Origin of the sequence: Bacillus sp. FJAT-27916 (assembly GCF_001183965.1) — a bacterium.
Taxonomy (GTDB): Bacteria; Bacillota; Bacilli; order Bacillales; family Pradoshiaceae; genus Pradoshia.
Genome location: NZ_LFZV01000001.1, coordinates 2,918,740 through 2,931,722, shown reverse-complemented (window position 1 = coordinate 2,931,722; position 12,983 = coordinate 2,918,740). Strand labels below are relative to the sequence as shown.

The 12,983-nt window shown below is 45.2% G+C and carries 10 protein-coding genes; 4 read left to right on the top strand and 6 right to left on the bottom strand.

Annotation, left to right across the window (positions count from 1 at the left end):
• Nucleotides 1-87 precede the first annotated feature (87 nt).
• Both AC622_RS14275 and fdhF read right to left on the bottom strand, forming a co-directional pair.
• Nucleotides 88-654 (bottom strand): DUF1641 domain-containing protein, encoded by a 567-nt coding sequence (locus AC622_RS14275; RefSeq protein ID WP_049671670.1) that lies wholly within the window; start codon nt 652-654, stop codon nt 88-90.
• Nucleotides 647-3,601 carry a formate dehydrogenase subunit alpha gene (gene fdhF / locus AC622_RS14270; protein ID WP_082197153.1) on the bottom strand — a complete coding sequence of 985 codons (2,955 nt, stop codon included), beginning with the start codon at nt 3,599-3,601 and terminating at the stop codon, nt 647-649. Before fdhF ends, AC622_RS14275 begins: the two co-directional genes overlap by 8 nt.
• A 159-nt stretch (nt 3,602-3,760) precedes the next feature.
• Between fdhF and fdhD the strand changes: the two genes are divergently transcribed.
• Nucleotides 3,761-4,558: a formate dehydrogenase accessory sulfurtransferase FdhD gene (fdhD, locus tag AC622_RS14265; RefSeq protein WP_049671669.1), complete on the top strand. Its 798-nt coding sequence runs from the start codon at nt 3,761-3,763 to the stop codon at nt 4,556-4,558.
• Between the two features lie 103 nt (nt 4,559-4,661).
• Nucleotides 4,662-5,852 (top strand): MFS transporter, encoded by a 1,191-nt coding sequence (locus AC622_RS14260; protein ID WP_049671668.1) that lies wholly within the window; start codon nt 4,662-4,664, stop codon nt 5,850-5,852.
• A 221-nt stretch (nt 5,853-6,073) separates the two neighbouring features.
• Here AC622_RS14260 and AC622_RS14255 read toward each other — a convergent pair whose 3' ends face one another.
• The gene (locus tag AC622_RS14255) at nt 6,074-7,354 is read right to left on the bottom strand and encodes a dicarboxylate/amino acid:cation symporter (protein WP_082197152.1); all 1,281 of its coding nucleotides are present in this window, start codon (nt 7,352-7,354) and stop codon (nt 6,074-6,076) included.
• 152 nt (nt 7,355-7,506) lie between these two features.
• A complete protein-coding gene (locus AC622_RS14250) occupies nt 7,507-8,553 on the bottom strand; it encodes a DctP family TRAP transporter solute-binding subunit (RefSeq protein ID WP_053103766.1) in 1,047 nt (348 codons plus the stop codon).
• 384 nt (nt 8,554-8,937) lie between these two features.
• On the opposite strand from AC622_RS14250, the gene AC622_RS14245 reads away from it, so the two are divergent.
• On the top strand, nt 8,938-10,524 hold the full coding sequence (locus tag AC622_RS14245; protein ID WP_049671667.1) for an ATP-binding protein: 1,587 nt from the start codon (nt 8,938-8,940) through the stop codon (nt 10,522-10,524).
• Nucleotides 10,525-10,538: 14 nt separating this feature from the next.
• Nucleotides 10,539-11,234, top strand: coding sequence for a response regulator (locus tag AC622_RS14240; RefSeq protein ID WP_049671666.1), 696 nt, complete (start codon nt 10,539-10,541; stop codon nt 11,232-11,234).
• Between the two features lie 58 nt (nt 11,235-11,292).
• Here AC622_RS14240 and AC622_RS14235 read toward each other — a convergent pair whose 3' ends face one another.
• Both AC622_RS14235 and AC622_RS14230 read right to left on the bottom strand, forming a co-directional pair.
• Nucleotides 11,293-12,255 carry a DMT family transporter gene (locus tag AC622_RS14235; RefSeq protein ID WP_049671665.1) on the bottom strand — a complete coding sequence of 321 codons (963 nt, stop codon included), beginning with the start codon at nt 12,253-12,255 and terminating at the stop codon, nt 11,293-11,295.
• An 82-nt stretch (nt 12,256-12,337) separates the two neighbouring features.
• Complete coding sequence (locus AC622_RS14230) at nt 12,338-12,979, bottom strand: response regulator (protein WP_049671664.1); 642 nt, start codon at nt 12,977-12,979, stop codon at nt 12,338-12,340.
• Nucleotides 12,980-12,983 lie beyond the last annotated feature (4 nt).

The following is a 12,983-nucleotide window of genomic DNA, read 5'->3' as shown; positions in this document are numbered from 1 at the left end:
GATGATAAGCAAAATGTTAGAATGTACGATAAAAAAGCTGCCCCCAGCAAGCCAAAATCCCTGGCTTTTTGGGGACAGCCCTCTTTATTAATCGCGATCGTGCATTCTTCCCTGATAGTCACGTGTTCTATTTTTCTGAGCAGCCTGCTCCTCAGGCGGCTGAGTGTTACGTTCAAGGTCTTCTGTATCTTCGCCCATACCGCGCAAGAATTCGATTAAAAGACTGATGGCACGGTTGACTTCAGGGTCCTTTAAGGTTTTGGCAAGTCCTAGATAACTGAGTGACTTGTCCGAATCCTTGTTCTCGGCCATGCGGGCAACACCGGCATTTAACTTTACGACAAATGGTTCAAGCTGCTGAACGTTGATTGTGCCGAGCACACCGACTAAGAGCAGCATATTCTTGATTAGATTGGTTGCTTCCGGGTTATCAAGTGCTTTCACGATGGTGTACATGACCTTATCTCCTTCAGCGAAAAGGCTTGCTGCCATCGTTAAGGCACCCCGATTATTGATATGCTTTAATAAATCAATCGTTTCAAGAATGGCGTCCTTGTTATCAAGAAGAGCATTTTCTATTTCGCGAAGGTCCTGAGCTCTTTTTTCTTCCTCTGTCATTTCAATCTTGACGACATTTTTAATTGCCTTAGCCATTGTTTTTCCGCCCCACTTTCGCTAAATCTCCAGGGAAGATATAATCTTTGCGCGCCCATTTGCGTTCAACCTCGACTCCCTTTTGCGGGTTGGGATTTCCGTTCCGGTGGTTGATGCGCGGAAGCGGGTTGTCGCCGTCATAGCTGATGATTTCCATCTTCGCTGAAATTTCCTTATAGGCTGGTGTATCTGTGTCTTTATCAGCAAAGCTTGATGTCAATAGATTGATTGCTCCATCGCCCGAATCATTTAATGGAAGATAGACTTCCTTCCCTTTAACTCGATCGGTGATGAGGCATTTAACCTTCGCAGAACCGTATGGAGAGGTCAAACGGACGAGCGTGCCATCCTTCAGGCCTCTTTCCTCGGCTAGCTCAGGGGACACCTCAAGGAAGACTTCTGGTGTTTTCGAGGTGATGCCTTTTGATTTATAGGTCATATTCCCTTCATGGAAGTGCTCGAGCAAGCGTCCGTTGTTAATATGCAAATCATATTCCTCATCAAATTCCAGCGGCTTTGTCCACTCGACTGGGAAGAGTCGGGCTTTGCCATCCGGGAACGGGAACCGGTCCTTGAATAGGAGGGGTGTATCGGTACCATCTGGTTCAACCGGCCATTGTAATGTATTGTAGCCCTCTAGTAAATCATAGGATACACCGGCATATAGAGGGGAGAGGGATGCGGCCTCTGCCATGATTTCACTTGGATGGTTGTAATTCCAGCCTGCTCCGAGCTTATTGGCGACCTCCATGATAATCTGCCAGTCCGGCTTGGATTCACCAAGCGGCTCCATGGCTTGATACAATCGCTGGATACGGCGTTCCGTGTTGGTAAAGGTTCCTTCCTTTTCAAGGCTCGGTGCAGCAGGGAGGACAACATCTGCAAACTCAGCTGTTTTTGATAAGAAAATATCCTGTACAACGAAGAAATCAAGCTTTTCAAAAGCGGCATGGACGTGATTGATATTGGAATCAACCAACCCCATTTCTTCTCCCTTAAGGTACATTGCTTTGAGAGAGCCGGCATGAATGGCTTCAATCATATCGTGGTTATTCAGGCCTGGCCGGTCGGTTAATTCTACGCCCCATGTTTTTTCATACTTTGCCCTTACATCTGGATCTGACACAAATTCATAGCCTGGGAACCGGTCCGGCATACTGCCGAAATCACTTGCACCCTGTACATTATTATGGCCGCGCAGCGGATAGGAGCCAGCACCTGGACGTGCATAGTTTCCGGTAATCAGCAATAGGTTAGAGATGGCTGTGCTTGAATCACTGCCGCCAAGATGCTGGGTGATTCCCATTGCCCAAAGCACACATACGCCGTCAGATTCATGAATCGTTTTGGCGATGGTGATTAAGTCTTCTTTTGAGATGCCAGTTACCTCTTCGGCATAATCAAGGGTGTATTTTTGAATGCTCTCGATATATTCTTCAAGACCATTTACTTTCTCATCAAGGAAGCGTTGGTCAGCCCAGCCCTGGTCTACGATGTATTTCGTCACCGCTGAAAGCCAAACAAGGTCAGAGCCGACTTTTGGCTGTACAAATAGGTCTGAACGATCGGCCATTTCATGCTTTCGGATATCGGCAACGATTAATTTCTGGCCGTGCAATTTATGAGCACGTTTCACGCGGGTTGCGAGCACGGGGTGAGACTCGGATGTATTGGAGCCAATGACGATTACGCAGCCTGCCTGTGCAATATCGGTAATGCTGCCGGAGTCTCCGCCATAGCCTACTGTGCGGAACAGGCCGACCGTTGCAGGGGACTGACAATAGCGGGAGCAGTTGTCCACATTATTTGTACCGATAATGCCACGAGCGAGCTTTTGCATGAGATAGGATTCTTCATTCGTACATTTTGAGGAGGTGATGAAGCTTAGAGCATCAGACCCGTGTTCCTCCTTAATTTCCGTGAATTTAGAGGCAATGAGACTAAGTGCCTCCTCCCATTCTGCTTCACGGAAATGGTCACCCTCCCGAATAAGCGGTTTCGTGAGACGCTCTTCACTGTTGACATAATCCCAGCCGAACTTCCCTTTTACACAGGTAGAGATGCCGTTGGCTGGCGCATCAACTTGCGGCTCTACTTTCAAGATTTGGCGGCCTTTTGTCCAAATATCGAAGCTGCAGCCCACACCGCAATAGGTACATACGGTTTTGGTTTTTTTGATTTTTGCATCACGCATAGCTGATTCTACATCCGAAACGGTGAGGATGGAGCCATAGCCTGTCTCTACTCCCTTGATGATTTCAATCATCGGGCGAAGGGTAGGCTTCTCAATGGCGGTAAGGAACCCGGCTTCCCCAACCATGCCTTTTTCCATCATGGCATTACATGGGCAGACAGTTGAACAATGTCCGCAGGAAACACAAGAGGATTCATTGATCGGTACATCATTATCCCAAATGACGCGCGGCTTATCGCTCTCCCAGTCTATGCTCAATGTTTCGGTTACTTGAACATCCTGGCAGGCTTCAACACAGCGTCCGCATAGAATACATTGGTCTGGGTCATAGCGGTAGAATGGATGAGAATTATCCTCCTGGTATGGCTTCGGCTCAAAAGGGGTGCTTTGGTGGTTGATTTTCATTTCTTTGACGGTATTATGTATCTCGCAGCCCCCGTTATTGTAATCGCAGACCGTGCAATACAGTTCATGCTTATGAAGAATCCGGTCCATCCCAATGACCTGGGCTTTCTTCACTTCCTTTGATGCGGTGTCGATAACGTCCCCTGGCATGACGATTGTTGAACAGGAACGCACCAATTCACCGTTCACGCTGACAATGCAGGTGTCACATGTTTCAATTGGACCTAAGCTCGGATGATAGCAAACACTGGGAATCTCAATTGAGCTATCTGAAAGCAATTGCAAAACCGATTGCTCATCCTTCAGCTCCATATCGACTCCATTGATTTTGACCTTATTATCGCTCAAATGGATAAACCCCTTTCGATAAAAAATACCCCATATTAAACACACTTATGGAATCTCTACCCCGTTTATGAGGGATAAAACACCAATTATGGAATATGTGTCTATATATGTTTTTTTACCCATGGAAAGGGTATAGAACGGAAATGGCAGGTGAGTGATATGGCTAAGAACGTAACAAGCAGACAAAAAATCACGAAATATATAGATGGAAAATTAATAGAGAAAAGTGATGAAATGGCGGTAGAGTTTCCCTTTACGATTTACGTGAACGGGGAGGAGTTTGCGACCATGGTCTGTACACCATACCATTTGGATGAGCTTCTCCTTGGATTTTTGGCCTCTGAGGGTGTCATTCGGTCAAGGGATGATATGGAGGACTATCATATAGATGAGGGAAAAGGCTTTGGATATGTAACACTGCGCCATCATAATCCAGTCAGTCAGCTAGAGGCTGGGAAGCGATTCATTGGTTCATGCTGCGGTAAGAGCAGGCAGTTTTACTATCAGGTCGATGTGAAAACAGCGAAAACCTCCTATACAAACATTTGTATTACTCCTGAACAATGCATTAAAATGATGGAAGGGCTTCAAGAGGGCAGTGACTTATTCAAGCAAACAGGCGGGGTACATAATGCGGCACTCTACCATGATTCCGTCCTAATTGCGGCAAGGTCTGATATCGGCCGTCATAATGCTCTTGATAAACTATTAGGCTATTGTTTAATTCATCATATTCCAGTACGCGATGGAGTTATAGCCTTTAGCGGCCGGATTTCTTCAGAGGTTCTTCTGAAGGCGGCAAAGATTGGTGTAGGAGTCATTCTGTCAAAGTCGGCCCCGACCAATCTTGCGATTGAACTGGCAGATGATTTGAATATCACAGCTATCGGCTTTATCAGGGGAGAGAGCTTCAATATTTATTCCCATCCTGAGCGCGTAAGAGAGGGTATTAAGTAGGAAATTCCAGATAGATAACAGGATTGCCAATAAAAAATATAGAATTATATAAAGATATTCCGATATCATAGAAAGGGCAAAAGAATACGAGAGAAGGAATAACATGAGTGAACAGGTTCAACATGGTGTGAGTCAGCATGCTGTCAAAGAAAGAATATGGACACGCGATTTCATCTTGATATGCATCGCGAATTTCTTGATTTTCTTAGGGTTCCAAATGACATTGCCAACCATTTCTCTCTATGTAAAGGAACTAGGGGGAAGTGATCAATTAATTGGCTTCGTTGTCGGAATTTTTACTTTTTCTGCTCTTTTGATTCGGCCATTTGCCGGCAAGGCCATAGAAACAAGAGGGAGGGGTCTTGTTTATATCGGGGGCTTAATTGTCGTTATTTTGACAGTTGGTACTTTTGGATTCTTGGCGAGTATCGCACTGCTTTTCCTTATGAGAATTATGCAAGGATTCGGCTGGGGCTGCTTAACGACTGCCTCTGGTACGGTCGCATCTGATGTAGTGCCTTCGACAAGAAGGGGAGAAGGACTCGGGTATTTCGGCTTGTCAGGGAATTTGGCGATGGCGATGGGTCCTTCGATAGGACTTGCCCTCGTTGCAGTGCTTCCTTTTAATCAATTCTTTCTGATTTGTGCGGCTCTTCCAGCTTGCGCATTATTGGCAGCTTCTCAAATTCGCTTTAAGAAGGGAGTCGTCAAGAAGGCTCCAGCTGGCGGGAAACTGCTGGATTTATACGAGATGAGTTCGTTAAAGCCGTCGATTCTAGCCTTTTTCATCACCTTCACCTTTGGGGGAATTGCGACTTTCTTGCCGCTTTATACGGCACAGAAGGGTGTTGAGGGAATTCAGTGGTACTTCTTGGTCTATGCGGTATCCGTGATGCTTACCCGGACTTTTGCAGGTCAGCTGTATGACCGGAAAGGACATAAAGCTGTATTCCTGCCGGGAACATTGCTAGTTGTCATAGCCATGTTCCTGCTCTCCTGGATGCCGGGAACAACCGGGCTCTTGATTGCAGCCTTCTTATACGGATTCGGATTCGGAAGCGTTCAGCCAGCCTTGCAGGCTTGGGCAATTGACCAAGCTCCAGCTGATCGCAAGGGGATGGCTAATGCAACCTTCTACTCCTTCTTCGATCTTGGAATAGGGATAGGAGCTATCTCCTTTGGGCAAATTGCCCATTCATTCGGATACGGAAGTATTTATATGACGGCTGGTTTTTCTGTCATCATGGCCATGATTTTATATGTATTGATGACGAAGGAGAAAGCTGTTAAATAGATTGGCTGTTAATAAAGAATAAGCAAGGGATGAGGAAAGAGCATTGCCGGTGGCAATGCTCTTTTGGTGTCTGCGACTTACTTGAGAACATAGATTTCATTCTCTCTTTCTTTTGGCAAGAACGGTTTTCCTGCAGTTTAAATAGTAATAGATTAAGTAAGTCTCTCTAGTATGGTAGGGAAAAGAATAAGCCGGCTGTTGAAAACAGCCGGCTTTCATATTCAATGACTCTTTAAATTTAATTCGCCTACTGTTGTCCCTTTCATCTGTTCATCCGCTATCTGATTAGGATTGAATTCTTTCTCAGACTTTGATATAACAACCGTAGCTACACCGTTTCCAATCAGGTTTGTGATGGAACGAGCTTCAGACATGAAGCGGTCTACACCAATGAGGAGGGCAATCCCTTCCACTGGAATCATCGGGAAAGCAGCTAATGTGGCTGCAAGGGTGATGAAGCCAGAACCAGTCACACCTGCTGCCCCTTTTGAGGTAAGCATCAGAATGCCAAGCAGTGTAAGCTCCTGCCAGATGGTCAGGTCAATTCCATATGCTTGTGCGATAAAGATGGCGGCCATTGATAGATAAATAGATGTACCGTCAAGATTGAACGAGTATCCGGTCGGAATGACTAAACCGACAACCTGCTTGGAGCAGCCATAGTTTTCAAGCTTTCTCATCATAGCAGGAAGCGCTGATTCTGAGGAGGAAGTTCCTAGGACGAGCAGGATTTCTTCCTTAATGTAAGCCATGAACTTAAAGATGCTGAAACCATAATATTTGGCGATAGAGCCGAGTATGACCACGATGAATAGGAACATCGTGAGATAGACTGAACCCATCAATTTTCCAAGTGAGACGAGTGATCCGAGACCGAAGTTTCCAATTGTGTAAGCCATCGCGGCAAAAGCGGCGATAGGTGAAATTCTCATGACCATATTGACAATTTTAAAGAAAATATCAGCTACAACTTCAAAGAACGAAATGACTGGCTTCGCTCGCTCTCCGATAGAAGCGGCAGCAAGACCAAAGAGAATGGCAGAGAATAAGACTGGCAGTAATTCTCCGGAGGCAAGAGCACCAACTACATTCTCTGGGATTAGGTTCATGATGAATGCGCCAAAGCCTTGTTCTGTTTCCGATGCTTGGGTGGTGTATTGAGATACGTCACCTGTTTTCAAATTATCCGTGTTTAATCCGCTGCCAGGTTGAACGAGATTAACCACGATAATTCCAATCGCGAGTGCGACAGTTGAGACGATTTCAAAGTATAGCAAGGCTTTTCCGCCAATTTTGCCTATTTTCTTCAGATTGCCCATGCTTCCAATACCAATGACAACTGTTAGGAAGATAATGGGGGCAATCAGCATCTTAATCAATCGGATAAAGATGTCGGCTAGAATTTTTAGACTGGCGCCGAACTCGGGGAAGAGGGCTCCCACCATAATACCAAGGATAATACCTGTGACAACTTGGACGGTTAAATTCTTAAAGATTCTCAAAAGCCAACCCTTCTTTCCTGTTTTATAAAATTGTTAGCGCTTTCAGATATATGGTTAATCTTATAGGATAGAAAGGATAGATTGGGTTTATGGTTTTAAAAATCTTTTTGTTCTTTTTGGTCACGAAGAAGAGACCTTCTATCGAGAAGGTCTCACCGATTCAATTCCTCTTCAATTTCCTTTAAAAGCTTTTTATCATAATGGTTCCTATAGTACTGGTAAAGAGGCTTGAAAGCTTCTTTCCATAGGCGTCTCTCTTCTTCGCTCATCGTCCGGATTTGGAAATCAGGCCAATCTTCTATTTGAATGAGAGCATCCTGGTTCATGACTTCTGATTGCTTCATATTCCAGGCAGTCGCCTCGTCCATCGCTTCGGTTATGGCCTGCTGTACATGATTGGGAAGACTGTCCCAGAATTCTCCATTAATCATCACTGCATAGCCAAGGATGCCATGATTGGTTAAAGTCATATGCTTCTGAACTTGATAAAATCCCTTCGAATAAATATTAGAGATGGTGTTTTCCTGTCCGTCAAATTGCTCATCTTCCAATAGTGTATATACTTGGTCAAACGAGGCTTCCTTTGTTTCTGCGCCAACAAGGTTTAACTGCCTTTGGAGCATCTCGCTCGGCATGGTCCGGAGGGTTAGGCCTTGTAGGTCCTGCGGTTTTGAGACAGGGGTTTTGGCTGTCGTCATTTGTTTAAAACCATTATTCCAAAAGGCAAGCCCCTTAACATGGTAGTTGTCCAGCATTTGTAACAGCTGGTCCTTCGCTGGCCCAGTGAATATGGTTCGGATATCCTCTTGGTCCTCGAATAAATAAGGCAAGTCCAGAACCTGCCATTCCGGTATCCAATCTGTCACCTTCGAAAAAGAAGGTGCAATCATTTGTATATCCCCGTTTTGAAGGGCATTCAGTTCCTCGCCGTCAGAATAGAGCATGCTATTTGGATACACCTCGACTTGGACGGCTCCGTTTGTCTTCTCCTCTACCAGCTCAGCAAATTTAGCTGCAGTCAGTCCCTTTGGCGTGTTCTCAGCTACAACATGACTGAAGTTTATCACGATTTGATCATTTAAGCCTTCTTGTTCATGGTCAGCTGGCAAGCTTGCTTCCTCGCCAAAGCCATGCTTCACCCCAAGATAGATCATTAATGCCGTAATGATTAGAATGGCTGTTATGATAAAGTTTCTCATTATGGTTCTCCGCCGCCTTTAAGCATTCTTGCTATTTATCCCGCATAAATGGACAGTAAGCCTCCCTCTAAAAGAGCTTAAGTAAATCGAGAAGCATAGGCGGGAGGAAACTGTCCATAAAAGCCCGATTGGTTCAACTAACCATCAGGGGGGATAAGGCTTCCCCTGATGGAAGTTTCACTTTATCCCGCATAAATGGACAGTAAGCCTCCCTCTAAAAGAGCTTAAGTAAATCGAGAAGCATAGGCGGGAGGAAACTGTCCATAAAAGCCCGATTGGTTCAACTAACCATCAGGGGGGATAAGACTTCCCCCCTGAAGGAGGTTTCACTTTATTCTACCATGCTTCTTGGTGGTACAATGGAAAAAAGAGGGGGAGTGGGCTTTGGACAAAAGACCATTATCAATTCATTGGAAGGTTTTGTTCACGACTTTTTTCATCATCTTTTGCTCATTTACTGTTGCAGGTATCTTCGTGCTTGAAAGTGTTATGGAGATGAAGGAAGAGGAAATCAGCGAGCGAAGCCTCTTGCTATCTAGAACGGTTGCTGAGCTCCCTGAGGTGAAAGATCGGCTTGAGCAAAAGGATCCAATGAAGGCGGCAGAAGCGGTTAACCCGGTCGTTGAGCGAATCAGGGTCATTAATGATGCAGATTATGTCGTTGTACTGAACACTAACCGGATCAGACTCTCTCATCCGGTTAAATCAATGATTGGCACCAAATCACAAACGGCAGATGAGGATGCCGCTTTTATGGAACATACATATATTTCAAAGGCGAAGGGTGAGAAGGGGACGGTCATCCGCGGTTTTTTCCCGATTATGGATGAGAATCACCGCCAGATTGGTGTAGTCATATCTGGATACCTATTACCGACGGTTTGGGAGATTATTTGGGGAATCCGATTAGAGATTTTTCTTACGGCAGGCTTTTCTCTATTACTTGGTGCTTTTGGAGCATGGTCCCTTGCTAAGAGTGTGAAAAGCCGGATGTTCGGGCTTGAGCCTCATGAAATAGCCCGTCTCTATGTGGAACGGAACGAAACCTTCAATGCCATGCATGAAGGAATCATTGCCATTGATAATCAGTTGGATATCACCATATTTAATGAAAAGGCCTATCAAATTCTCGGGGTGGATAAATGTGATGTGATAGGAAGGAATATTTACGATGTTCTCCCTGATACACGTTTGCCGGAAATTATTGATTTTAATCATCCTGTCTATAACAAAGAACTGTTAGTCAACCAGCATTCAATCTTAAGCAACCGGATTCCGATACAGGTGAATGGGAAGACGGTTGGGGCTGTTGCCGTCTTTCAGGACCGGACAGAGGTGAAGAAGCTGGCTGAAGAGCTGACAGGCGTGAAGGCGTTTGTGCGTGCACTTCGTGTACAAAATCATGAGCATAAGAACAAGATGCATACCATTGCCGGTCTTTTGCAGCTTGGTAAGCATGAGAAGGCTATGAACTATATCATACATGCTAATGAAGAATCTGATGAGCTTATGGATTTTCTTCATGGACATATTCAAGATGATAATCTTTCAGGTTTGCTGCTTAGCAAGATAAGAGAAGGCAAGGAACTGGGGATTGAAGTTGAAATCGATAAGAACAGCCGCTGGACGTATTTTCCTGATGGAATGGACCATCATGATTTTGTCATCATCATTGGCAATTTGATTGAAAATGCTTTTGATGCTGTGCAGAAGACAAGACATACAGACAAAAAGGTGTTTATCAGCCTGGATCAGACGGAGGATTATACATCTATATTGGTTGAGGACAATGGGATTGGTATGGATGAAGAAACAGCTGCACAAATTTTTAAGGAGGGCTTTACGTTAAAGAAGGATGAAGGTCATGGGATTGGCTTATATTTAGTGCGAGAGATCGTAGCGAAGGGCGGAGGAAGTATTGAGGCAGACAGTATTCCTGACGAGGGAACCAGCTTTGTCATTACATTTTAAGGGGGAAAGCACTCATGGATGCAATTACGGTTTTGCTGATTGAGGATGATCCGATGGTGCGAGAGGTCAACCGCGGTTTTATTGAAAGAGTGGAGAATTGCCGGGTCGTCGGCTATGCCTCCAATGGGCGGGAAGGACTGGAGCAGATTGAGAGATTGAAGCCAGAGCTGGTTTTTATGGATATATTCATGCCGGAACAGGACGGGATCTCCACCATACGTGCCATCAGAGAGAGAGAGCTTCCCGTTGAAGTGATTGCTGTCACTGCAGCAAATGATCGAAAAACCATCAGGCAGATTCTTCAATATGGGGCCTTTGATTATATTATGAAGCCGTTCACCTTTGAAAGGATGAAGCAGGCAATCTCTCATTTTAAGGAATACAGGGAGCGCTTTAAGAAGGGGCAACAATTAACACAGGATGAATTGGATAACCTTTTGCATGGTATTTCTTCGATAGAGGGGCTGGAGCATGGTGAACCGCTCCCTAAAGGGCTTAACCGTGCTACCTTGGAAAAGATTAATCATTATATTGAAACAAGAAAAGAACCAACCTCTGCTGAAGAGGTAGCTGAAGGGGTCGGATTGGCAAGAGTGACAGCACGCCGCTATCTCGATTATTTGGAAAAGCAAAACAAAGTCAAGCTAATCCTGCAATACGGCGGGATTGGAAGACCGGTTAACCGGTATGAGGCGGTTAGGGGCAACTAGAGCCTATGTAGACAAAAAGCCTGATGACTGAACCTTATGGAGGCTCTGTCTACAGGCTTTATTTCTGGATAGGCGGCTCATCCTCAATCGGAATTTCAGCTATATTCGCCTCTGTGTTCCGAGTAAAGAAAGCGAGGATGGGACGAGGAAGCGGAACTTCTGCAAGGACCATTCCGGCTAGGATAAATGCCGAGCCTGTAATGGCAGCAGGACCAAGCAGGGCACCGTTCCAGGCAAAGTCACCGATGACGGCAAAGATAGGCTCGGTGGCAAAAATGAGTGCGACATGTGCAGGCGTTGTGTATTTAATGTAATGTGTTTGGGCGATAAAGGCAAAAACGGTTGCCAGCAAGCTCGTAATCAATAGGGACATAATCACTATCGAGCTGCTGAAGACGGCGGCCTCTATGGCTGGTTCAAACAGTATGGATGAAATTCCGCTCAGCACACCAACCGTTAAGCACTGGATAAGGACAAGATTGGCTGTGTCAGCCTTGGTTGTATATTTGGCTGTATAGACGAGCTGCAGTCCGAAGCAGATAGCACAGATAAAGGTTAGGACATCTCCCAAGTTAATCGCGGAGAGGTCGGAAAAAGCCATGATATATAAGCCTGCAACGGCAAGCATTGTACCGAAAAGTGATTGCAGCTTAGCTCTATGTCCCAAAATGATAAAGGTCAGAAAGGGAACTAAGGCGACAGATAATCCTGTAATAAAGCCTGACTTGCCTGAGGTGGTATAGAGCAGGCCGTACGTTTGCAGGGCGTAGCCTGCAAATAGGAGTATGCCAAGGATAAGGCCGTACTTCAATTGCCCTGTTAATTTCTTCAGCTGTAGGGGCTTTGCCGGGTTGAATTGTAAATAGAGCCATAATAGTAGAGCCGCAAAACCAAACCTTAAGCCGTTAAAGGCGAAGGGAGGCAAAGTGACGATTGCATCTTGGATGATGACGAATGTTAATCCCCACACCATTGCGACGCTTAGTAAAATTGAATTGGCAACCCAGCGATTTCCTGCCATGTGTATTCCTCCGTGTTCTCGTATGATTTTTCCATTTTAGTGATTTTCTCACTATTTTGAACTTTCATCAAGTAAAAGTGATTTAGTTAGCAGGCAGATGGCGGATGGCATACAGGGCTGCCTGTGTCCGGTCCTGCAGGCATAGCTTCGATAAAATATTGGACACATGTGTTTTGACGGTTTTCTCACTGATAAAGAGAGCAGCCGCAATTTCTTTATTGCTTTTCCCATTCGTGATTTCCCCCAGAACTTCTATTTCCCTGGCCGTCAGAGTTTCGAGCAATTGATGTTCCGGACTTTTTCTTGTGTTAAGGGCGGATAATAAGCCTTCAGTTACCTTTGGGTGAATTTGCTTCTCGCCATCCATCAGCTTCATAATGGCTCGTATAACCTCATCCGGGTCATTTTCCTTTAATAAATAGCCGGCTGCACCAGCCTCAAGGGCAGGAATGGCATGATTAGAATCAGAGAAGCTCGTCAGGATAAGAATCTTCATGTCAGGCTGCATACGGAGGATCTCCTTGGTTGCGGCAATGCCATCCATAATGGGCATGACTAAATCCATAAGAATAATATTAGGCTGCAGCTCTATGGCTTTCGTGACAGCTTCCTGACCGTTTGCGGCTTCACCAATGACCTCGAATCCACTATGGCTCGCCAGCAGCAAGCTCAGCCCTTTTCTAACAACCGAATGATCATCAGCAATAAGAATTTTGATTGGCATAGAT